The following is a 20,798-nucleotide window of genomic DNA, read 5'->3' on the forward strand; positions in this document are numbered from 1 at the left end:
CCAAGGGGTATTTTTCGCCCGCCCGATGGAACCGGATGTGCGGCGGCGCCAAGGGGGCGCGCGGTGGGCAGTTGCGACGTCTCAGGCCGGCGCCGCTGCGTCACCCAGGGCACAATGGGTCGGGCTTTGGCTCCAATCGATTTCCACCGTGGAATGGGCAATGCCATAGGCTTCCAACAGCGCCGCCTTGGTGGCGCGGGTAACGGCAGCCGGGTCGGCTCCGGGAGCAAGGGCGATTTCCAGCGTCGCCAAGGGCTTGCTGGAGGTGATGGACCAGACATGGATATGCCGCACCGCCCCCAGCCCCGGCACGGTCTTGGTCAGAAACGGGCCGATCTCCTCCACCACCACATTGCCGGGCGCTCCTTCCATCAGGATCTGCAGCGAATTGCGCAGCAAGCTCCAGGCGCTGCGCAGGATCAGCAGCGAAACAAGGGAGGACAGGATCGGATCGATCGGCATCCAGCCCGTAAGCCAGATCGCGATGGCAGCAACGATCGCCGCGGCAGAACCCAGCATGTCACCCAGCACATGGAGCGCGGCGCCCCGAATATTGACGTGATCCTTATCCCCGCCCTGGAGCGTGCGGAAAACGAGGAGGTTCACCCCCAGCCCGAGGATCGCCACCACCAGCATCGGCCCCGCCAGCACCGGCTGGGGCGACATCACCCGCTGCACCGCCTCAAACAGGATCCAGCCAGCCAGGGCAAACAGGGTTAGTGCATTGACCAGCCCGGCGACCACTTCGAGCCGCATGAAGCCAAAGGTGTGCGTGGCGTCGGAAGCGCGCCGCCCAAAACGGAACGCGGCCCAGGCCAGCAGCAGGGCCGCCGCATCGGTCAGCATGTGGCCGGCGTCGGCGATCAGCGCCAGCGAGCCCGACAGCCATCCTGCCACCACTTCCACCAGCATGAAGCCAGCCGTCAGCGCAAAGCCGATCAGCACCACGCGTTCATTATTGGCCCCGACCTTAGGGGCGTGGCTGTGCCCGCCACGATCATGGCGATGGCCATGATCGTCGTGCCCATGGCTGTGGGAGGCGTGATCATGATCGTGGTGATCGTGGACATGCCCGGCCACAGTTGCGCCCGCACCGGCCGCCGCCCTGGCATCCCCCTCATGGCCATCTGCGTTCATCCACGTCACCTCATCCTCTATCATATGAATAGCTGTTCATATGTCGGATGCAAGACTCACACGCTGCTGTGATCAAGACCCGGCGTCTCCGCCTTGTTCCTCGCCAACATGCTCGATCATATCGGTCAGCATATGGGCGATGTGATCGTCTTCTGCCTCGTAGAACACCTGCTTGTTACGCCGCGTGCCGCGCACGAGGCGCGCCGAGCGCAGCAAGCGCAGATGGTGACTGACGAGAGAAGGCGACACGCCGAGCGTGTGGGCAATGTCCCCGACGGCGATCGGGCCCGCCAGGCAAGCCAGCATTACCCGCAACCGCGTCGGATCGCCCAGGAGACGATAGGTTTCGGCGATGAGGGTGATCTGGCTGTCGTTCGGGGTGATCATGCAACCTCTTGAGGACTCGGGCAGAGCTAAGGCTGTTCTGTGCAGCTTGCCAAGGCCAAAACCGACCCTGGCCCGGCAGGGACGGGCTCAGATGCCCATCCTAGCGGTAACCGGCGGCCTGCAACTCGAACAGTTCGGCATAGCGCCCGCCTAGCGCCACCAGATCCTCGTGCGAGCCGGATTCCAGGATCGCCCCGTTTTCCAGCACGAGGATACGGTCGGCCATGCGCACGGTTGAAAACCGATGCGAGATGATCACCGCGGTTTTGCCGGCGGCAAGGCTCTTGAAGCGCGCAAACACCTCGGCTTCCGCCTTGGCATCGAGCGCGGCGGTGGGTTCATCGAGAATGATGAGTTCGGCATCGCGCATATAGGCGCGGGCAATGGCGATCTTTTGCCATTCCCCGCCAGACAGGTCGCGGCCCTTGTTGAACAGGCGCCCCAGCGGCTGCTCATAGCCAAGGGGCAGCTTGGCGATCACCCCATCGGCGAGGCTTTGCTCGGCCGCGGCCTTGATCCGGTCCATGTCGTCTTGCAACTCGATGCGCCCCACGCCGATATTTTCGCGCGCGGTAAGGCTATAGCGGATGAAGTCCTGGAAGATCACCCCGATATGGGCGTGGATATCTTCGATCAGCATGTCACGCAGATCCACGCCATCGACGGTGATCCGCCCTTCATCGGGGTCGTAGAGCCGGGTCATCAGCTTGACGATCGTGGTCTTGCCCGCGCCGTTTTCGCCCACCAGCGCCAAGGTTTCCCCGGCGGCAAGGGTAAAGCTCAGATTGCGGATCGCCCAGGTATCCGTATCGGGATAGCGGAACCCGACATTCTCGAACTCCACGCCCCGCCGGATCGGCTGGGGAAAGGGTTTGGGATGGGCTGGCGGCACGATGGTGGGCTCGATCTCGAAAAACGAGAACAGATCGTCGAGATAAAGCGACTGGCCGGCAATGCTGGTGAAGCCCAGCAGGATGCGCTGGAACAAGCCATTGAGGCGCAGGAACGAGCCCGAGAGAAAGGCGAGATCGCCGATGGAAAAAGCCCCGGTGATGGTGCGCCAAACGATATAGCCATAGGCGCCGTAATAGGTGAGGGTGGCGATGGCGGCGAACAACGCACCCCAGCCCGCCCGCTGGATGGCGATGCGCCGGTTCTCGACAAAGATGGTCTGCGCGAGGGTGCGGAACCGGTTGATCAGGAAGCCGCCCAAGCCAAACAGCTTGATCTCCTTGGCAGTTTCGGCGCTGGCCCCGACATGGCGGATATATTCCAGCTCGCGCCGCTCGGGAGTGCGCCCGCGCGAGAGGTAATAGGCGAGGGTATTGAACCGCGTTTCGCCCCAGATCGCCGGCACAAAGGACAGGGGCAGCAGCGCAATAAGCCAGGGCGCATACATAAACAGGCCTGCGCCCAGCGTGATGACGGTGATGATATCCTGGGCCTGCCCGAAGATCTGGCTCAGGAGCGCATTGCGGCCCGCGGCCTGCCGCCGTGCTCGCTCCAGCCGGTCCTGGTATTCCGCCGATTCAAAGTGGCGCAGATCGAGCCTGGCGGCATGGGCCATCAACTCGACGCTGACCGTATTGGAGTGCAATTCTCCCAGCACCGAATCCGCCAGGCCGGTCAGGCGCGACAGCAGGTCCGAGCCGATCACCAGCCCCAATTCGATCAGCAGCAGCACCGCGATCGTGTTGAGCGACCCGCTCGCCCACCATTCCGCCAGGGTTGAGCCAGGCGCTGGCGAGCCGGAAAGCCGCACCACTTCATCGATGATCAGCTTGCCCACATAAAGCATGGCGACCGGCTGCACCGCCGCCACTAGCCGCAATCCAATGCTTGCAGCGGTGAGGAACCGGCTGGTCCGCCAGATCTGCGCCAGGAGCCGCCCGAGATGGCGCAGATTGCGCATGCGTTCGCGAAAGCTGGCGGCTTCCTCGGGAACCGGTGGTAGACGGCGGGAAGCAAATTGGCTCATGGCTTCAGCCTAGCGCGAAGGGGACCGCACGAGCAGCGCAGGTCAGCAGTGCTGGCTTGTTTCATCGCCCCCACTGGGCGCACAATAAGGCCGATCTCAGCCATGGTCAGGATAAGCCTGCAGGGAGGATGGGATGCTCAAGCAGAAAGACTCTTCGGCGATTGTTGCAGTCAGCGATATCGCGCGGGCGCAGCATTTCTATGGCACCATTTTGGGGCTGGAGCTCGAAGGGGGTGACGACGATGTGCTGACCTTTCGTACCGGCGGCACCCGGCTTGTCGTCTACCGCTCCGATTATGCCGGCACCAACCAGGCCAATGCCGTGGTCTGGGGCGTCGGCGACGAGCTTGAGGCGATTACCGCCGATCTTGCTGCCAAAGGTGTGGTGTTCGAACATTATCCGGGCATGGAGCTGCGGGGCGACATCCACCATGCCGGCGATTTCGGCATGGTCTGGTTCAAGGACCCCGACGGCAATATCCTGCACCTCAACACTATGTAGCGGTGCAGCCCCTAGGGCAGCTCGCGCAGGAACCGCGCCAGATCGTCGGTGATATGGTGCACATGCGCGCCGGCGCCACGACCGAGTTCCCAGGCTTCCACCTGGTCATGCACGAAGTCCTCGCCGGCCACCACATGCACGGTGGACATCCCCAGCTCATGGGGCGCCAGCAAATTCTTTTCGAGATCGTCGAACATCACCGCCCGGTTGGGATCGATGTCGTGGGCCTTGAGAAAACCCTCATAGGCCTGCCGGTGCGGCTTGGGCACGAAGGTCATGGCGCGGATGTCGTGCACATGCTCGAACAAATCCCCGCCACCCAGTTGGCGCAGCACCGAGCGGGCATGGCTGACATCGCCATTGGTCAGAATGAACTTGCGCCCGGGCAGGGCGCGAATGGCCTCCACCAGTTCGGGATGGGGGGCGACGGGCGAATAATCGATCGCGTGCACAGTATCGAGGAAATGGTCGGGGTCGACCTTGTGGCCATGCATCAGCCCGTTCAGCGTCGTGCCGAAATCGCGGTAATAGGTTTTCTGCAATGCCCGCGCCGCCTCGAAGTCTAGGCGCGTCAGGTCCATCACGTAATTGGTGATGCGGATATCGATTTGCGCAAACAAATTACAGGTGCGCGGATAAAGGGTGTTGTCGAGATCAAACACCCAATCCTGCACATGCGATAGGCTTGCAATCCGCGGCGGCAAAAGCTCGTTCATAAGCCGTTCATAACACGTTCATCTAAATGAATTCACCACTATCGGGGGAAGAAAAAGGCCGGCGAACCGGCCTTTTTGGCACCTTGGGCTTACTCGTTGGCGGTAACCGCCAGCCCCAGCATCGACAGCAATCCCGCGGGGTTTGCCGCTGCAGCCGTCAACACAAGGAGGGTCGTCGGGCTCGCCGGTTGAACAGCAATTTCAAGGCTCTGCGGGTCATCAAGGAACGCAGAAACCGGCCCGGTCACGAGATCGGCCAGCGCCGGAACGCCGGTACCCGCCAGCATCTGCGGCAGGCTGGCCTTGAGGCCTTCAACCAGCTCAGCCCGCTCAACTCCTTGTTTTGCCGAATACAAATCGAGCGCCTTGTCGGCCAGCGATGCGTCGTCATAAGCGATCGAGGCGCCGACCAGGGTCACGCCCTGCAGCAACTCCATGCCCATCATCATCTGGGCGGCCTGGGCTTCCTTGCTCTCGGGATCATAGCCCTGCGCCTCGGTCGCGGCCTGCGCCTTGCCGAGCTTGTCCATCAGCGCCGGCGTGACGCCGAGCAGGTCGAACCGGAGGTCGAGCGCGCCCACATCGTTGAAATCAAACAGGAACTTATCCACCACCAGATGCCCGTCGGCCATGGCCCAGCTCATGGACTGGCTGACATCGCCCTGCACCTGCGTCAGCCCCAGGGCCTCAATGTCAGCGGCGGCTTCGGGGTCGTCGTCCTTCATGGTCGACAGGTCCAGATCAATGTCATTGATCGCCAGCGTCGAGGTCAAATCCACCAGTGGCCCGGTCCCAGGCTCGGGATTGAAGGTCGAAACCGCTTCCATGGAGGCGACACTCGCCACCCGCGCGCCATCACGGGTCACCGTCATCGGCCCCGTCTTGATCGCTCGCACCAGCTGCAACACGGCATCGGCCGAGATCGTCTCGCCGGCCGGCAGGTAGAAGCCCTCGAGCCGCACATCCTTGAGGGTGAGGTGCCCCACCGGATCGGTGGCAAAGTCGGTGTCGATATCTGGAACCGTAACCGTTTCAGCCATATAGGCGCCGTCGGCCAGCTCGGTAACGCCGCTAAATGTAATGTCGGTCGTCACGGTGTAGGGCGCCGGCTCGCCGGCCGTCCCGCCAACGCCGATGCGAACAGCCTTGGCCACGATGGTGTCGCCTTCAAGCGTTGCCTCGCCAAAGCTCAGCTCATAGCCAAGCGGCTCGTAAATGGCCTCCACCCGATCAACAAAGCTCTGCGCATCCAAGGCCATGGCGGGCTGGAGCATGGCCAGGGTGGCCATCCCGGACAGGGCAAAAAGGTGCTTGTTTCTGGTCGGCGTCATGGCGGCTCCGCTTTTTGGAGTGGGGTGAAGGGTGACTATGCTGGCTGTTGGTGGCAACAGCATGACGCCCCGGAGCGCCTGCTGGTTCCGCCGATCTCAGGTTCCAAGGAAAAGTTTATAGGCCGGGTTGCCCGTTTCTTCCCAGAACGGAAAGCCGATGGCGTTCAGATGGGCTTCAAAGGCAGCCCGGGTTTCGGGCGGCACCTGGATGCCCACCAGCACGCGCCCATAATCGGCACCGTGGTTGCGGTAGTGGAACAGCGAAATGTTCCAGGCTTCAGTCAGCCCCTCAAGGAAGCGCAGCAAGGCGCCGGGGCGTTCGGGAAACTGGAAGCGGTAGATCACCTCGTCGGCCAGATTGGCGACGCGCCCGCCGACCATATGGCGCACATGCAGCTTGGCGACCTCGTTGTCGGTCATGTCGATGACCGAGAGGCCCGCATTGGCGAGGAGCGAGAGTATCTCGGCCTTTTCCGCGTCGCCACGGCTGAGCTTGACGCCCACAAAGATGCGCGCGGCTTCGCCATGGGCATAGCGGTAGTTAAATTCGGTGATGGAGCGCTGGCCGATCAGCCGGATGAAATCGCGATAGCTGCCGGGACGCTCGGGAATGGTGACGGCCAGGAGCGCTTCGGCGCGCTCGCCGATCTCGGCACGTTCGGCCACATAGCGCAGGCGGTCGAAATTGACATTGGCGCCCGAATTGATGGCGATGAGCGGGCCCTTGGGGGCGGTGCCCAGCTCGACCTGGCGCCGCAAGCCGGCCAGCGCCAGGGCGCCGGCGGGCTCGGCAATGGCGCGGGTATCATCGAAAATATCCTTGATCGCAGCGCAGATCTCGTCGGCCGAGACCAGCACGATGTCGTCGAGCAGCTCGCGGCAGAGCCGGAAGGTCTCGTCGCCCACTTGGCGCACAGCAACGCCGTCGGCAAACAGCCCCACCTCGTCGAGCGGCACGGGATGGCCAGCGGCAATGGCCGCCTTCATGCTGGCAGCTTCCTCCGGTTCGACCCCGATGACGCGGATATCGGGGCGCAGGAACTTGACGATGGCGGCAATGCCGGCTGCCAGCCCGCCCCCGCCGATTGGGACATAGATGGCGCCGATCGAGCCGGGCTGCTGGCGCATGAGTTCGAGCCCGATCGTGCCCTGCCCGGCGATCACATCGGGATCGTCGAACGGGTGCACGACGACATAGCCATGGGTTGCGGCCAGCTCGGCGGCATGGGCACGCGCGGCATCGAACCCGTCGCCATGCAGCACCACTTCGCCGCCCAGACGGCGCACCGCGCCGATCTTGATGGTAGGGGTGGTGGTGGGCATCACTACAATGGCGCGGATGCCGAGCCGCGTGGCAGACATCGCAACGCCCTGGGCATGGTTGCCCGCCGAGGCGCAGATGACGCCGCGCACGCGCTCGGCGGCGGTGAGCTGGGCGATGCGGTTATGAGCGCCGCGGATCTTGAAGGAAAACACCGGCTGCAGGTCTTCGCGCTTGAGCAGCACATCGGCCCCCAAGCGCGCCGACAGCAGCGGCAAGCGCTCGAGCGGGGTTTCCTGGGCAACTTCATAAACCGCGGAGGTCAAGATCCGGCGGACATAATCCTGCATGGTGCGCTCCGCTAACGATGGCAATGGGGAACTCGACCTCGCCAGCAGCGATGTCAACAGCCGATCAGTGCATGGCTGAAAATCATCGCGGTCCCAATCAAATGATTGATTGGCGCTTTCAGGTGCGCTAGGACCCCGCTCCCCAGAGTTGAGCGCGATGTCCAGCGAACCCCTTCCCAAACGTTGCAGCGGCGATGACCGTCGGCGCGCCGTAGCGCTGGCGGCGCGCGCAATCATTGTTGAGCGCGGGCTGGGGGGCCTGCGTACGCGCGACATTGCCGCTCGCGTGGGTATCAACATCGCGACCCTGCACTATCACGTGCCCAGCAAGGAAGCCCTTGTTGCCCTCGTCGCCGAGAGCTTGCGAGCCGACTTCCGGGCCCAGGCCGAACGCCGGCCCCGTACCGGCAAGAGTGCCCTGGAGCAGCTGCGCCTGGAATTCGACGACTTCCGCGAAACGGTGGAAGAAACGCCCGAACTTATCATCGTGCTGACCGAAATGATGGAGCGCGCCCGGCGCGATCAAGCGATCGCTGCGATCATGGCGCCCATCCACGACTTCTGGCGTAGCCAGTTCGCCGAGATCTTCGAGCTCGGCATCGCCGATAGCTCGTTCCGCGCCGACCTCGACCCGCTGGCTGCTGCCCTCATCACCACCGGCACCCTTGCCGATTACTGGCGTTTATGGACGCCGCTTCGCACCCCGCTCGAGCACATCTTTGCCGAGCTTGAGCGCGCCTTTGGCGCTCCCACCACTGTCCAAGGAAAGCAAGATCATGTCCACAGCTAATCCCGCGTCGGCGGCCATGCCCGACACGGCCGATCCCCGGCGCTGGCCAGCGCTGTTCGTGCTGTTGATCGCCAACTTCATGAATCTGATCGATGTGACCATCGTCAATGTGGCCCTGCCCAGCATGCGCGAGGGGCTGGGGGCGACCGACAGCCAGATCGAATGGGTGGTTGCCGCCTTTGTGCTGGCTTTCGCCCTAGGCCTGCTGCCGTTCGGGCGGCTGGGCGACATTGTGGGCCGCACCCACATGTTCCTGTGGGGCGTCGGCGCCTTTACTGCCGCTTCAGCGCTTTGCGGCATGGCGCCTAATATCGAATTCCTGATCATCGCCCGCGTGATCCAGGGTCTTGCCGGCGCCATGATGACGCCGCAGGTGCTGGCCATCGCGACGGTGACCTTTCCGCCCCATGAACGAGGACAGGCCTTTTCCCTATTCGGCTTGTCGGCGGGCCTCGCTTCGGTGTGCGGACCCATCCTGGGTGGCTTGCTGATTTCCGCCAATCTGTTCGGTCTGGAATGGCAGCCGATTTTTCTCGTCAACATCCCGGTGGGCATTGCCGCCATTGTTGCAGGCTATCTGCTGATCCCCCGATTGCCAGGCCATGCCGGGCTCAAGAATGACTATGTCGGCATCGTGCTGTTCGGCGCCAGCATCGTGCTGCTGGTGTTTCCCATCATCGAAGGACGTGCCTATGGCTGGCCGGCCTGGTGCTTTGCGATGATTGTGGCTGGGGTGGTCGGGCTCGTCCTCTTTACGCTTTGGACGCGTAACCGGGCGCGCCTCGGCGAGCCACAGCTGCTCAACTTCGACCTCATCACCAACAAGGACTTCATGTTTGGTGCCTTGGTGATCACCGTCTTTGCGTCGGGGATTCCGGGCATGTTCATGGTGATTTCGCTGCTGCTGCAATCGGGCTTCGGTTTTACCCCGCTGCAATCGGGGCTGACCAATACGCCCTTTTCGGTGGGCGTGCTGCTGGCCTCGTTTATTGCCGGGCGGCTGGGTTCGCGCCAGCTGCGCAGCCGGCTCGCCGCCTCGGGCATCCTGCTGTCCTCGGGGATCTTGTGGCTCCACTTCATCATTGCGGCCGCCCGCGACAGCATCGATCAATGGAGCTTCCTCGCCCCACTGCTGATTGCGGGCATCGGGCTGGGCCTGGGCTTTTCGTCCCTCTTCCAGCTGGTGCTGCGCTATGTGCCGCCGCGCGATGCGGGGGCCGGATCGGGGGCGCTGCAGGCCTTTCAGCAAGTGGGTGGTGCCTTGGGCATTGCGCTGGTGGGCGAGATGTTCTTTGGCCGGCTGGGGAGCGAACTGGCCGCCGGCAACATGCCCCAGATCGCCTTTGCCGATGCGGCGAGCTTTGCCCTTTGGTACCAGGTGGCCAGTTTCCTCCTCGTGCTGCTGGCGGTGCCGCTGTTCAAGCGTGGCGGCGGGCAGGGGCAGGGCGCTCCAGCCCCGCAAGTGGTGGTGGAACACTAAAAAAAGGCCGCCCCTCGGGGCGGCCTTCGTGTTTTGGGCAGTGACAACGGCCCGGCTTAGCGCACGATCAGCGTGCCGGCCCCATGCTCGGTGAAGAGTTCGACCAGTACCACATGCGGGGTCTTGCCGTTGAGGATCACCACGCCCTCAACGCCATTGTCGAGCGCTTCGAGGCAGGTTTCGACCTTGGGGATCATGCCGCCCGAAATGGTGCCATCGGCGATCAGCGCCTTGGCTTCGCGCACCGACAGTTCCGGGATCAGCTTGCCATTGGCGTCGAGCACCCCCGGCACGTCGGTCAGGAACAGGAGGCGCTTGGCGCCGAGCGAGCCGGCAATGGCCCCGGCAAAGGTGTCTGCATTGATGTTGTAGGTCATGCCATCGCGCCCGGGAGCGACCGGCGCGATCACCGGGATCATCTCGGAGCGGGCGAGGAGGTCAAGGAGGGTGCGGTCCACTTCCACCGGCTCACCGACAAAACCCAGATCGAGCACGCGCTCGATATGGGACCCGGGATCGCGCACCTTTTTTTCGGCCTTGCGGGCAAAGACCATGTTGCCGTCCTTGCCGCAGAGGCCAATCGCCCATTCGCCTTCGGCATTGATGAGGGCAACGATTTCCTTGTTGATGGAGCCGGCCAGCACCATTTCCACGACGTCCATGGTGCGCTGGTCGGTGACGCGCAGGCCACCTTCGAACTTGGATTCGATGCCGAGATTTTTGAGCATGGACGCAATCTGCGGCCCGCCCCCATGCACCACGATCGGATTGACCTTGGATTGCTTGAGCAGCGCGATGTCGCGCGCGAAGGCCTGGCCGAGGGCCTGGTCGCCCATGGCATGGCCACCATACTTGACCACGACGGTCTTGCCTTCATAGCGCTGCATATAGGGCAGCGCCTGAGCCAGGATCCCCGCATCATGGGAGAACCGGTCGACTGTGTTGTTTTCCTGCGTCATGGACAGACCATTTCTCCCCAAAGCGGGCCAAAAGACGGTTGAGGGTCTAGAGCATGACGCGGCAAAGGAAAAGACGCTATCGGCCATTTGCCAACGCCTCGATGCGCTGAGCCCTTGCGGATTTGCCGCCGCCCGCTACAACACAGGTTATGCAGACACCGAGCCCCGAGATCGCCGAGCTGATTTCCCGCTGTGCCTTGCGCGATCGCGCGGCGTTCCGCAGCCTTTACGAGCGCACCAGCGCGAAACTATTCGGCGTCGTGCTGCGTATCTTGAAGGACCGCTCGGAAGCCGAAGAGGCTATCCAGGAGGTGTATGTAAAGATTTGGCAGCGCGCCGATCGCTATGTTCCTGGCCATACCAGCCCGATCAGCTGGCTCGTGGCCGTGGCGCGCAACCATTCGCTCGATATTTTGCGAGCCCGCCGCCCTGTTGCCGACGACATCGACACGGCGCTCGATATTGCGGACGACGCACCCAACCCCGAGCAGGCGACCGCGGATCGCCAGGTCCGCGGGCAGATCGATAGTTGCCTGCAAACCCTCGAGCCCGACCGGGCCGAAGCGGTTCGCGGCGCCTATCTGGATGGCTTTAGCTATGAGGAGCTGGCCCAGCGGCACAGCATCCCGTTGAACACGATGCGAACCTGGCTGCGGCGCAGTTTGCTCAGATTAAGAGAGTGTCTTTCGGCATGAGCATGGGTGATCAGAGCGGCGGAGATGCCAGCGGGCGACGCGCGCTTGTTGCCGAATATGTGCTCGGGCTGCTCGGGCCGGATGAGCATCGTCGCATGGCAGAGATGATCGCCGATGATCGGACACTGCAGGAAGAAGAGCACTTCTGGACCTCCAGCTTCGCCGCTCTGGATGCCGAGTTCGCCGAAGCGCCGGTGCCGGCGCGATTGCTGGCGCGGATCGAGGGGCGCCTGTTCGGCCAGCCAGAGCCAGCCCGGGGCTGGGGCAGTTTCTGGGATAGTCTGGCGTTCTGGCGCGCTGTGGCGGCCGGAGCGGCGGCGATCGCCGTGTTCGCCATCGGCGCGAACCTGCTGCGCCCCGAACTCAGCGCCGAGGCGCTGACGACCCAATTGGTGGCGGCGCTCGAGGCCGAAGGCAGCGATGTTCGCTTCCTTGCCTTTTACGACGGCGCGGGAACGTTGCGGTTGACTGCTCTTTCCGGGGCAACCGCGGCCGACCAGGACCTCGAACTCTGGGCCATCGAGGATGACAGCGTGATCTCCATGGGCGTTGTGCCCATTGGCGAGGCGATCGAGGTCAAGGTTTCTCCCGAAATCCTCGAGCATTGGGGCGAAGGCTCGAGCCTGGCGCTGACGCTAGAGCCCAAGGGTGGCTCGCCCACCGGGGTGGCCACCGGCCCGATCGTGGCGCAGGGCCAGGTCACTCGCATCTAGCAGAGGCCTCTGCTTAGCTCGGGTGGTTCAAGGGCGCGACCTGGTTCGCGCCCTTTTCTACGTCGTCTCTCAAGCAATACGCGCTGCCGGCGTACGAACCCGAGCGGCAAAAAGTTTCAGCGCTTTTCTCGGTTTCGGTGCTGAAATCGCCGAAACTGCCCACGGCAGGCCTCCGTACCTTCCCATGTCCGAGCCAATAACGGGCAAACAATCACGAGGAAGGAACTCTACAATGAAGCTCTCCACACTTGCTGTTACCGCCATGCTCTCGGTTACCGCCTTTGGCGGCGTCGCCTTTGCCCAGGATAATCCTGAGGTCGGCGGCGCAGCCATGTCTGCCGACAAGAACATCGTCGAGAACGCCAGCAATTCAGCTGATCACACCACCCTGGTTGCTGCCGTAAAGGCCGCCGGCCTCGTGGATACGCTTTCGGGCGAGGGCCCGTTCACCGTTCTGGCCCCGACCAACGAAGCCTTCGAGGCGCTGCCTGAAGGGACTGTCGAAAACCTGCTCAAGCCCGAAAACAAGGAAATGCTCGCGACCATCCTTGCCTGCCACGTGATCCCGGCTAAGGCGCTGTCCACTGACATCGTCTCCATGGTCGAGGAAGATGGCGGCGAGCACGAAGTCGAGACCGTTGGCGGTTGCACGCTGACCCTCGCTGCAGCTGATGGCGGCGTGACCGTTACCGACGAAAACGGCACCGTCGCCAATGTCACCATTGCCGATGTGATCCAGTCCAATGGCGTGATCCACGTGATCGACGCCGTGCTGACGCCCAAGTCGGACATGTAATCAGCGAGGGGCGGCCGCACCCGCCCTAAGCTGAGGGGGTTCGCCTTCGGGCGGACCCTCACCAAATCTTGTGATGCGCAGCCTTCAAGCGCTACCTAGACTGCACCATCAGCGCCGCCGCACAGGCGGTTCTGGTTTTTTGAGGAGCATGCCGTGGCCGTTTCCCGTCGAACCATTTTGCTTGGTGGCAGTGCTGTTGCAGCCCTCGGCGCCTTCTCGATGCTGCGCCCCGCCAACAGCAGCGCCGCTGAAGGCGATTTTCCGTTCAAGCTCACCGACGCCGAATGGCAGGCCAAGCTCGAGCCCGCCGCCTATGATGTGCTGCGCCACGAAGGCACCGAGCGCGCTTTCACCTCCCCGCTCAATGACGAGCATCGCACCGGAATTTTCCACTGCGCCGGTTGCGACGAGGCCTTGTTCGACTCCGCCACCAAGTTCGATAGCGGCACCGGCTGGCCCAGCTTTTACACCTTCATCGAAGGGGGTGTCGGCACTTCAGTGGATGCTTCTTTGTTCATGACCCGAACCGAGGTGCACTGCGCCAATTGTGGCGGCCACCAGGGCCATGTGTTCGAGGATGGTCCCGCCCCGACCGGCTTGCGCTATTGCATCAATGGGGTTGCGATGCGGTTTGTCCCCGCCACGGCGTAGCTCGGTCTTGCAGGGGCAACTGCTTGTCCGATAAGGATCGACGGTCCATCCGATCGGCATCCTCATGAAACTCACAATCCTGCAGACCGGCGAAGTCCCCGACGAACTGCGTTCGCGCTTCGGGCCTTATTCATCGATGTTCCGGCGCATGTTCGAGGAAGCCGGCGCCGATTTTAGCTATGATGTGGTGCCTGTGGGAGCAGGTGCCGCTCCGCCCGACCTCGATAGGGTGGAAGCCATCCTGATTACCGGCTCATCGGCCGGGGTGTATGACGATCTGCCCTGGCTCGATCCGCTGCGCGACTTCATCCGCCGGGCCTATGCGCGGAGCACACCCATGGTCGGGGTCTGCTTTGGTCACCAGATCATGGCCGATGCACTGCGCGGCACGGTGCGCAAATCCGAGAAAGGCTGGGGTATCGGGCGTCACCGCTATGATGTTGTGGCCAAACCCGCCTTCATGGGCGCGGCGCCAGCAAGCTTTGCGATCAGCTGTTCGCACCAGGATCAGGTGATCACGGCCCCCGCCGAAGCCCAGATCCTGCTCGCGTCAGCTTTCACGCCCAATGCCGGCCTGATCTACCGCAACGGGGCCGCGCTTAGCCTGCAGCCTCATCCCGAATTCACCGACGACTACGCTTTGGCTTTGGCTGAACTGCGTCAGGGCGTTGCGGCCGACAATGTCGTTGCGGCCGCGCGTGCATCCTTCACCACGCCATCGGACAGCCGGGCAGTGGCGGGCTATATCGCGAGCTTCCTTGCCAGCCGCTGAGCGGGGGCTCAGCTCTCGAGCAGCATGGCGATTTCGGTGCGCAGTTCGCGCAAGCCATCGCCTTTGGCGCTGGAAGTGAGGATCACCTGCGGGTGAGCCGCCGGGCGCTTGGCGATCGCCGCCTGGGTCGCCGCGATGACCTTTTTGAGCTCTTCCGCCGAAGGCTTGTCGGCTTTGGTGAGGATGATCTGGTAGCTGACGGCCGACTTGTCGAGCTCGTTCATCACCGTCAGGTCATTGTCCTTGGGGCCGTGGCGGCCATCAACCAGCACATAAACCCGGCGCAGCGTCGCCCGCCCGGTCAGATACTGGTGAATGAGCTTGGTCCAGGCGCGCACCTTGTCTTCGGGCGCCTTGGCGTAGCCATAGCCCGGCATATCAACGATGCGCAACTCGGCGCTGGTGCTCTCAAAGATGTTGAGCTCCTGCGTCCGTCCGGGCGTGTTGGACGTGCGGGCGAGCCCCGAAGTGCCGCAAAGGGCATTGATCAGCGAGGATTTGCCCACATTCGACCGCCCGGCAAAGGCGATCTCGACCTTGTCCATGGGCGGCAGGTCGGCGATGCGTACGCAGCCTTTCACGAACACAAAGGGGCGCGCGAAGAGCAGGCGTCCTTTTTCGATGATGTCGGGCGAATAGTCTGGTGCGCTCATGGGGTCTCGTCATTCAAAAGGCAGAGCCCGCCGGTGTGGCTCCGGCGGGCTCTAGCATGGATAGTGGTGTTTGGCGATTACGCCTTGGGCGGCTCGGCGGCCTTGGGCTTGCGCTTGAAGCTGTCGAGGATGTTACCTAGGAGGTTCACCTCGGCGCCGTGCCGCTTCATGATGAACCACTGCTGCGTGATCGAGAGCGTATTATTCCAGGCCCAGTAGATCACGAGACCTGCGGGGAAGGTGCCGAGCATGAAGGTGAAGATCACTGGCATCCAGTTGAAGATCATCGCCTGAGTCGGATCTGGCGGCGGCGGATTGAGCTTCATCTGCACCCACATTGTGATGCCCATGATCACGGGCCATACGCCGAGATGCAGGAAGCCACCGATCAGGGGCAGGGCGGTCGGATCCCAGGGGATCAGGCCGAACAGGGTGAAGATATTGGTGGGATCGGGCGCAGCCAGATCGCGGATCCAGCCAAAGAATGGCGCATGCCGCATTTCAAGGCTAATGAAGATAACGGTGTAAAGGGCGAAGAACACCGGGATCTGGATCAGGATCGGCCAGCATCCAGACAGCGGATTGATCTTTTCCTTCTTGTAGAGCTCCATCATCGCCTGTTGCTGGGCGGGACGGTCGTCCTTGAGGCGCTCCTGGATGGCTTTCATCTCTGGCTGCACGCGTCGCATTGCCGCCATGGAGGCATAGGAACGGCTCGCCAGCGGAAAGAAGATCGCCTTGACGATCACGGTCACCGCGAGGACCGCGAGGCCGAAATTGCCCAGAACACCATGCAGGAAGGTCAGCAGGTGGAACATGGGTTTGGTGATGAAGTGCAGCCAGCCCCAGTCGATCAACAGCTCCAGCCGGTCAAAGCCATATTGCTGCTCGTAGGAGGCAATAACGGCTTCTTCCTTGGCGCCGGCAAAGACATAGGTCTCGTGCGTGGCGCTGCCGCCTGGTGGCACTACAACCGGCGTCGTTTCCACGAAACTGGTCTGGTAATCGTCATAGCCGGCATTGTTCTTCCAGGAGAACAGCGCGTTGATGCTGGCCTGCGGGTTGGGCAGCACGGCGGTTGCCCAATACTTGTCCGAAAAGCCGAGCCAGCCCTGCGTGTTGTCGATCTGGCGGCGCTGATCCTTCTGCAGATCGCTATATTTCAGCGAAACGAGATTGTTCGAGCCAAGGACGCCGTGCGGGCCTTCATGCTGGATGAAGAAGTTCTGCACCTTGGGCGTTCCATACCGAACAACCCGCGAATAGGGGAACAGCGACACCTGGGTGGGGCTGAGATTTTCCACGTTCTGGGTGACGGTGAACAGGTAATGCTCGTCCACCGCAAAGGTGCGCCGGAAAATAAGGCCCGCCCCATTGTCAAAGCGCAGCGTGACCGGCGTTTCGGGCGTCAGAACGGTATTGTCGCCTTCGAGCGTCCATACGCTTTGCGCGGTGGGCAGCGGGACATTGGCGCCGCCAGCGGCCACCCAGCCTTGCTCGATGAAGTAAGCATTGGGTGCGCCGGCCGGAGTCAGCAGCGTGATGATGGGTGAATCCGGCTCAACCGTTTCACGATATTGCTTGAGTTCGAGATCGTCGATCCGCGCGCCGGTCAGGTTGATCGAGCCGAGCAGGTCAGGCGTGTCGATCGTGATGCGCTGCGTTGCCGCGACGGCGGTTTCGCGATCGGGATAAGAAGGGTTGCCATCCGCACCAATGGCGCCAGGTGCAACTGATGTGCCCGCTTCGGTGGTCGCGGGTGTCGCGAGCGCCGCTTCGCTCTGGGCCTGTTCCGCCGCGATCTGCGCCTGCTGCTGGGCGCGCTCCAGCTGCGGCCCTGCCACAAAGAACTGCCAGCCGAACAGCACCACCATGCTCAAGATGATGGCGATGATCACGTTGCGGTTGTCTGTCATGGTCGGGGATTCCGGTGGCCACTGCGGCCCGAAGGGTTGCGCTGGTCTGGTGAGCGCTCCTGGTGCACCCGCCCAATGGCGATGCCGAGGTCCTTGACCAGCTTAATGAAAGGCTCGCTGAGCGCTTCGGGCCTGCCGACCATTACATAATCATGGCCGGGCCGAAAAAAAGGCGCGCATTCGGTCGCAGCCGCACGAAGCCTGCGCTTGATGCGGTTGCGCTGGGGCGAGTTGCCCGTTTTTTTGGTAACTGTAAAGCCGATGCCCGCATCCGGATCCGCCGCGGCAATGGCCTGCAGCGAAAAGGCGGAACGCCCGGCGCGATTGCCCCGGGCGGCCCGCAAAAACTGCGAACGCTTACGCAGCCGACGCAAGGAACTTACGGCTTCATCCACGGCCGTCATCCGGCCAGCGGCACTCAGGCCGTGAGCTTCTTGCGACCGTCGCGGCGACGCTTGTTGATGATCGCGCGACCATCCTTGGTTGCCATGCGGGCGCGGAACCCGTGGCGACGGGCACGCACGAGCTTGCTGGGCTGATATGTACGCTTCATAACATCAAACCGCGCCTGCGCCCGGTTCCTCTTATTGGCTCTGCTTGCGCAAGAAAATGGGGGCACAGGTCAAGCGCGGGGCTCGGACGGTGCCGGTTGGTGGCGTCTATAGGCAAAACGGGGCGGCAAGTCAACGCGCCACCACACCCTTGCGCAAGATCGGCTGGGGAGAGCGGAGCGCTGTTGTTTTCAACCGCGGATCGCCCCATAACGCGCTATCTTTACCTTGGCCAGCGGCAATGGCGGAACTGAGCAAACCTGATCTCTGCATCATTGGCGCCGGATCGCTGGGCGTGGAACTGGCGTGTCGCGCCCGCCGCTATGGCGCGAGCGTAGTGCTGGTGGATCGCGGTCACCCCGAGGCGGGCGATGGAGTGGCCCAGACAGCGGCCTTAGCTGCCCTGGCCGGTATCGCTGCGCGCGCCCACAGCTGGCGAACTGGCCCTGCGGTCGGTCTTGCCGGCGATCCGCCCAAGATCAACCACCGCACGGTTAGCGAGCAGGTGAGTCGCGTCGTGGCGGAACTAGCCCCCGAGCGCTCGACCGAGCGTTTGCAGGCGCTTGGCATTGTTATCCGCACCGGTGCCCCGGCATTTGCAGACAAGCAAACGCTGGTTGTCGGCCAGACCACCATCCGGGCCGACCACTTCATTCTTGCAACGGGGGCCACCCCGAAGATTCCGGCGATTCCCGGGCTGGAGGATGTGCCGTTTTTCACCCCCGACACCATTGTCGCCAACACGCGAAAGCTGACCCATCTTGTGGTGATTGGCGGCGATGCCGCAGCACTCGAACTGGCACAGGTCCATGCCCGGCTGGGCTCCCAGGTGACGCTAACCTCGCCCGGGGCGATCCTGTCAGAAGCGGATGCGGAGAGCCGAGCCATTCTCCTGCGCGCCTTGGCGGAAGAGGGGATCGCCTTCCACGAGAATGTGGAAATTACGGTTTTGCCGCGCAAGCTGGGCATCGGGGTGCAGTTCCAGCACTCCGGAGGCGAAACCACCTTGCTGGATGCCTCCCACCTGCTGGTGACCACGGGCCGCATCCCTGATCTCGAAGGGTTGGACCTTGCTAAGGCCGGCATCGCCCGCCCAGACCAGCAGCCAGAGCAGATCAAGGTGAGCGCGGTCGGTCGTACGACCAATAATCGCGTCAGCGCTGTGGGCGGCGCTACCAACGAGAATCATCCCCATGCCGCGCGCCGCGCCGGCGAAGCGCTGTTGGGCCGCCTGCTGCTGGGCAAGAAGACCTCGAATTCAAAGCTTGCTCCCACCCTGGTGATGACATCGCCTGAACTGGCCCAGATCGGCCTCACGGAGCCGCACGACGGTGCATCCGGGCAGCAGATCTTGCGGGCCAACTGGAGCGAGAACCCGAAGGCCCGCGCCTTGGGTGCTGCGCATGGTGCCGCCAAGCTCGTGGTCAACAATAACGGAACCCTTGCCGGTGCGGCGCTGGTCGGGATTGGGGCGGCCGAAATGCTGGCCATTATCGTCCTTGCGATGGAGCGGCGCCTGCATGTGGCCGAGTTGGCGCAATTGGTGCTGCCTCATCCCAGTTTTGCCGAAGTGCTGCGTAGCGCGGCCGAGCAGTTCGAGGGCAAAACTGCATCTGCGCCCGCCACACGGCGCCGTCTCAAGCTGCCGCGCTTGCTGGGCTGAGCGGGGCTTACCAGCGCGCCTCAATTGACTATAATGGCTGGGATGACAGCCGCGCGCAATGTTATGCCGGGCCGGTTCTCCGGCCTGTCCATCAAACTCATTGTCACCATCATCGCCGTGATCCTGACGGTGGAGGTGGTGGTGTATCTGCCGTCCGTCGCCAGCTTCCGCGCCAATTGGCTCAATGACCGCATGCGCGTCGGCATGGTGGCAGCCCGCGTGCTCGATGCCGTGCCCGATGTGCCAGCCCTCCCGCGCAGCCTCACCGATCGGCTTTTGACCTCGGCGGGTGCCAACGCCATTGTGTATCGGCGCGAAGGGCAAAGTCAGATGATCGAGCTGACCGAGCCGATCACGCCCGACCGCGTGGTTACGGCCGATATCCGCGAATCCAATCCCTTTGCCTTGATCATGGGTGCCATGGATACGCTGTTTGCCGGCCCGGGACGGACCCTGCGTATTGTGGGGGAGGGGGATGTCGACGAAAGCCTGCTTGAAGTGCTGATGCCCGAACGCCCATTGCGGCAGGACCTGCTGGATTATTCCCGCGATATTGTGCTGGTGTCCTTCATCATCGCCGCGCTGACTGCCGTGGCTCTTTACCTGATGGTCAGCCGGCTGTTCATCTATCCGGTGCGCCGGCTCACCGCCAATATGCTGGCCTTCCGGCAGGCGCCGGAAAATGCGAGCCTGATCCTGGCCCCGTCCGGCCGCCGCGACGAGATCGGCATTGCCGAGCGGGAACTGGCCGCCATGGAGGCCGATCTGTTCTCGATGCTGCGTCAGCGCCAGCATCTGGCCGATCTCGGGCTCGCCGTCGCCAAGATCAATCATGATTTGCGCAACACCCTGACCTCGGCCCAATTGCTGTCCGACCAGGTGGCCACCCTTGACGATCCCAAGGTGCAGCGCCTCGCGCCCCGCCTCGTGACCACCCTCGACAAGGCAATCGGCTTTGCCCAATCGGTGCTGGATTACGGCCGTGAAAGCGCTGCGCTGCCGGTACTGGCGCCGGTGGCGTTGCGTGCCCTGGTGGAGGACGCAGCCTTTGATGCCCGCCTTGTGGGGCACCCAACGATCAGCTTCCACAATGAAACGCCTCAGGAGCTGCGCCTCAATGTCGACCAAACCCAGCTCGGCCGATTGCTGGTGAATCTGTTGAAGAATGCCCGTGAGGCGCTCGAGGCTGCTGGCGTCAAGGTGGAGTCGCCCCAGGTCAGCGTATCCGCCGGGGAGCGCGACGATGGCCTTGTTATTGCGGTGAGCGACAATGGGCCAGGACTCCCCCCGCGCGCCCGCGACAATTTGTTCGTCGCCTTTGAAGGCTCCGCCCGCGCGGGCGGCACCGGACTTGGTCTGGCAATCGCGCGCGAAATCGCCGAGGCCCATGGCGGGCGGCTGGTGCTGGCCCAACAGGACCAGGGAACCCGCTTCGAGCTGATCTTGCCCTTATCGCTGCGCTTGTCGTGAGGCCCTGTGGATTTTCCCGGCACGGCC

At 63.1% G+C, this 20,798-nt stretch carries 21 protein-coding genes; 10 read left to right on the forward strand and 11 right to left on the reverse strand.

The window, feature by feature from the left end; translation table 11 throughout:
• Positions 1-81: 81 nt before the first annotated feature.
• The 3 genes from HRU92_RS17365 to HRU92_RS17375 form a co-directional block, all read right to left on the reverse strand.
• Positions 82-1,137 (reverse strand): cation diffusion facilitator family transporter, encoded by a 1,056-nt coding sequence (locus tag HRU92_RS17365; protein ID WP_172122347.1) that lies wholly within the window; start codon positions 1,135-1,137, stop codon positions 82-84.
• 72 nt (positions 1,138-1,209) lie between these two features.
• Positions 1,210-1,524 (reverse strand): metalloregulator ArsR/SmtB family transcription factor, encoded by a 315-nt coding sequence (locus HRU92_RS17370; RefSeq protein ID WP_172122348.1) that lies wholly within the window; start codon positions 1,522-1,524, stop codon positions 1,210-1,212.
• Between the two features lie 100 nt (positions 1,525-1,624).
• Positions 1,625-3,502, reverse strand: coding sequence for an ABC transporter ATP-binding protein (locus tag HRU92_RS17375; protein ID WP_172122349.1), 1,878 nt, complete (start codon positions 3,500-3,502; stop codon positions 1,625-1,627).
• Between the two features lie 133 nt (positions 3,503-3,635).
• On the opposite strand from HRU92_RS17375, the gene HRU92_RS17380 reads away from it, so the two are divergent.
• Positions 3,636-4,004: a VOC family protein gene (locus tag HRU92_RS17380; protein WP_127751884.1), complete on the forward strand. Its 369-nt coding sequence runs from the start codon at positions 3,636-3,638 to the stop codon at positions 4,002-4,004.
• Between the two features lie 11 nt (positions 4,005-4,015).
• On the opposite strand, the gene HRU92_RS17385 is transcribed toward HRU92_RS17380, so the two are convergent.
• The 3 genes from HRU92_RS17385 to ilvA all read right to left on the reverse strand — a co-directional run bounded on the left by HRU92_RS17385 (position 4,016) and on the right by ilvA (position 7,662).
• Positions 4,016-4,720: a pyrimidine 5'-nucleotidase gene (locus HRU92_RS17385; RefSeq protein WP_172122350.1), complete on the reverse strand. Its 705-nt coding sequence runs from the start codon at positions 4,718-4,720 to the stop codon at positions 4,016-4,018.
• An 89-nt stretch (positions 4,721-4,809) separates the two neighbouring features.
• Positions 4,810-6,051: a hypothetical protein gene (locus HRU92_RS17390; protein ID WP_173088786.1), complete on the reverse strand. Its 1,242-nt coding sequence runs from the start codon at positions 6,049-6,051 to the stop codon at positions 4,810-4,812.
• 96 nt (positions 6,052-6,147) lie between these two features.
• Positions 6,148-7,662, reverse strand: coding sequence for a threonine ammonia-lyase, biosynthetic (gene ilvA / locus HRU92_RS17395; protein ID WP_172122352.1), 1,515 nt, complete (start codon positions 7,660-7,662; stop codon positions 6,148-6,150).
• Positions 7,663-7,819: 157 nt separating this feature from the next.
• Between ilvA and HRU92_RS17400 the strand changes: the two genes are divergently transcribed.
• Positions 7,820-8,452, forward strand: coding sequence for a TetR/AcrR family transcriptional regulator (locus HRU92_RS17400; protein ID WP_172122353.1), 633 nt, complete (start codon positions 7,820-7,822; stop codon positions 8,450-8,452).
• The gene (locus HRU92_RS17405; protein WP_172122354.1) at positions 8,439-9,932 is read left to right on the forward strand and encodes a DHA2 family efflux MFS transporter permease subunit; all 1,494 of its coding nucleotides are present in this window, start codon (positions 8,439-8,441) and stop codon (positions 9,930-9,932) included. The genes HRU92_RS17400 and HRU92_RS17405 overlap by 14 nt, the downstream gene beginning before the upstream one ends.
• A 56-nt stretch (positions 9,933-9,988) precedes the next feature.
• On the opposite strand, the gene argB is transcribed toward HRU92_RS17405, so the two are convergent.
• Positions 9,989-10,891 (reverse strand): acetylglutamate kinase, encoded by a 903-nt coding sequence (gene argB / locus HRU92_RS17410; RefSeq protein ID WP_127751890.1) that lies wholly within the window; start codon positions 10,889-10,891, stop codon positions 9,989-9,991.
• 149 nt (positions 10,892-11,040) lie between these two features.
• Here argB and HRU92_RS17415 point away from each other — a divergent pair, with 149 nt between their 5' ends.
• From HRU92_RS17415 to HRU92_RS17435, 5 genes are all read left to right on the forward strand, one after another.
• The gene (locus HRU92_RS17415) at positions 11,041-11,586 is read left to right on the forward strand and encodes a sigma-70 family RNA polymerase sigma factor (protein ID WP_172122355.1); all 546 of its coding nucleotides are present in this window, start codon (positions 11,041-11,043) and stop codon (positions 11,584-11,586) included.
• The gene (locus tag HRU92_RS17420) at positions 11,583-12,299 is read left to right on the forward strand and encodes an anti-sigma factor (RefSeq protein WP_172122356.1); all 717 of its coding nucleotides are present in this window, start codon (positions 11,583-11,585) and stop codon (positions 12,297-12,299) included. Before HRU92_RS17415 ends, HRU92_RS17420 begins: the two co-directional genes overlap by 4 nt.
• A gap of 232 nt (positions 12,300-12,531) precedes the next feature.
• The gene (locus tag HRU92_RS17425) at positions 12,532-13,095 is read left to right on the forward strand and encodes a fasciclin domain-containing protein (protein ID WP_173088788.1); all 564 of its coding nucleotides are present in this window, start codon (positions 12,532-12,534) and stop codon (positions 13,093-13,095) included.
• A 219-nt stretch (positions 13,096-13,314) separates the two neighbouring features.
• Positions 13,315-13,746 (forward strand): peptide-methionine (R)-S-oxide reductase MsrB, encoded by a 432-nt coding sequence (msrB, locus tag HRU92_RS17430; protein WP_172124829.1) that lies wholly within the window; start codon positions 13,315-13,317, stop codon positions 13,744-13,746.
• A 64-nt stretch (positions 13,747-13,810) separates the two neighbouring features.
• Entirely contained in the window at positions 13,811-14,518 is a 708-nt protein-coding gene (locus HRU92_RS17435) for a type 1 glutamine amidotransferase (protein ID WP_172122358.1), read from the forward strand.
• An 8-nt stretch (positions 14,519-14,526) separates the two neighbouring features.
• On the opposite strand, the gene yihA is transcribed toward HRU92_RS17435, so the two are convergent.
• From yihA to rpmH, 4 genes are all read right to left on the reverse strand, one after another.
• Positions 14,527-15,171 carry a ribosome biogenesis GTP-binding protein YihA/YsxC gene (gene yihA, locus HRU92_RS17440; RefSeq protein WP_172122359.1) on the reverse strand — a complete coding sequence of 215 codons (645 nt, stop codon included), beginning with the start codon at positions 15,169-15,171 and terminating at the stop codon, positions 14,527-14,529.
• A 77-nt stretch (positions 15,172-15,248) separates the two neighbouring features.
• On the reverse strand, positions 15,249-17,087 hold the full coding sequence (gene yidC, locus HRU92_RS17445; protein WP_173088790.1) for a membrane protein insertase YidC: 1,839 nt from the start codon (positions 17,085-17,087) through the stop codon (positions 15,249-15,251).
• Complete coding sequence (rnpA, locus tag HRU92_RS17450) at positions 17,084-17,482, reverse strand: ribonuclease P protein component (protein ID WP_349236668.1); 399 nt, start codon at positions 17,480-17,482, stop codon at positions 17,084-17,086. The genes yidC and rnpA overlap by 4 nt, the downstream gene beginning before the upstream one ends.
• Positions 17,483-17,505: 23 nt before the next feature.
• Positions 17,506-17,640, reverse strand: coding sequence for a 50S ribosomal protein L34 (rpmH, locus tag HRU92_RS17455; RefSeq protein ID WP_127751898.1), 135 nt, complete (start codon positions 17,638-17,640; stop codon positions 17,506-17,508).
• A 239-nt stretch (positions 17,641-17,879) separates the two neighbouring features.
• Between rpmH and HRU92_RS17460 the strand changes: the two genes are divergently transcribed.
• Entirely contained in the window at positions 17,880-19,301 is a 1,422-nt protein-coding gene (locus tag HRU92_RS17460; protein WP_172122361.1) for an NAD(P)/FAD-dependent oxidoreductase, read from the forward strand.
• A 33-nt stretch (positions 19,302-19,334) separates the two neighbouring features.
• The gene (locus HRU92_RS17465) at positions 19,335-20,771 is read left to right on the forward strand and encodes a HAMP domain-containing sensor histidine kinase (RefSeq protein ID WP_172122362.1); all 1,437 of its coding nucleotides are present in this window, start codon (positions 19,335-19,337) and stop codon (positions 20,769-20,771) included.
• Positions 20,772-20,798: the final 27 nt, after the last annotated feature.

This window comes from Devosia sp. 1635 (assembly GCF_013185955.1).
Classification (GTDB): domain Bacteria; phylum Pseudomonadota; class Alphaproteobacteria; order Rhizobiales; family Devosiaceae; genus Devosia.

Coding starts and splice junctions, on each gene's coding strand:
- HRU92_RS17380 (WP_127751884.1), top strand. CDS start 3,636: ATGCTCAAGCAGAAAGACTCTTCGGCGATTGTTGCAGTCAGCGATATC.
- ilvA (WP_172122352.1), bottom strand. CDS start 7,662: ATGCAGGATTATGTCCGCCGGATCTTGACCTCCGCGGTTTATGAAGTT.
- HRU92_RS17375 (WP_172122349.1), bottom strand. CDS start 3,502: ATGAGCCAATTTGCTTCCCGCCGTCTACCACCGGTTCCCGAGGAAGCC.
- yihA (WP_172122359.1), bottom strand. CDS start 15,171: ATGAGCGCACCAGACTATTCGCCCGACATCATCGAAAAAGGACGCCTG.
- msrB (WP_172124829.1), top strand. CDS start 13,315: ATGCTGCGCCCCGCCAACAGCAGCGCCGCTGAAGGCGATTTTCCGTTC.
- argB (WP_127751890.1), bottom strand. CDS start 10,891: ATGACGCAGGAAAACAACACAGTCGACCGGTTCTCCCATGATGCGGGG.
- HRU92_RS17435 (WP_172122358.1), top strand. CDS start 13,811: ATGAAACTCACAATCCTGCAGACCGGCGAAGTCCCCGACGAACTGCGT.
- rpmH (WP_127751898.1), bottom strand. CDS start 17,640: ATGAAGCGTACATATCAGCCCAGCAAGCTCGTGCGTGCCCGTCGCCAC.
- HRU92_RS17405 (WP_172122354.1), top strand. CDS start 8,439: ATGTCCACAGCTAATCCCGCGTCGGCGGCCATGCCCGACACGGCCGAT.
- yidC (WP_173088790.1), bottom strand. CDS start 17,087: ATGACAGACAACCGCAACGTGATCATCGCCATCATCTTGAGCATGGTG.
- HRU92_RS17465 (WP_172122362.1), top strand. CDS start 19,335: ATGGCTGGGATGACAGCCGCGCGCAATGTTATGCCGGGCCGGTTCTCC.
- HRU92_RS17370 (WP_172122348.1), bottom strand. CDS start 1,524: ATGATCACCCCGAACGACAGCCAGATCACCCTCATCGCCGAAACCTAT.
- HRU92_RS17415 (WP_172122355.1), top strand. CDS start 11,041: ATGCAGACACCGAGCCCCGAGATCGCCGAGCTGATTTCCCGCTGTGCC.
- HRU92_RS17400 (WP_172122353.1), top strand. CDS start 7,820: ATGTCCAGCGAACCCCTTCCCAAACGTTGCAGCGGCGATGACCGTCGG.
- HRU92_RS17385 (WP_172122350.1), bottom strand. CDS start 4,720: ATGAACGAGCTTTTGCCGCCGCGGATTGCAAGCCTATCGCATGTGCAG.
- HRU92_RS17365 (WP_172122347.1), bottom strand. CDS start 1,137: ATGAACGCAGATGGCCATGAGGGGGATGCCAGGGCGGCGGCCGGTGCG.
- HRU92_RS17425 (WP_173088788.1), top strand. CDS start 12,532: ATGAAGCTCTCCACACTTGCTGTTACCGCCATGCTCTCGGTTACCGCC.
- HRU92_RS17460 (WP_172122361.1), top strand. CDS start 17,880: ATGGCGGAACTGAGCAAACCTGATCTCTGCATCATTGGCGCCGGATCG.
- HRU92_RS17390 (WP_173088786.1), bottom strand. CDS start 6,051: ATGACGCCGACCAGAAACAAGCACCTTTTTGCCCTGTCCGGGATGGCC.
- HRU92_RS17420 (WP_172122356.1), top strand. CDS start 11,583: ATGAGCATGGGTGATCAGAGCGGCGGAGATGCCAGCGGGCGACGCGCG.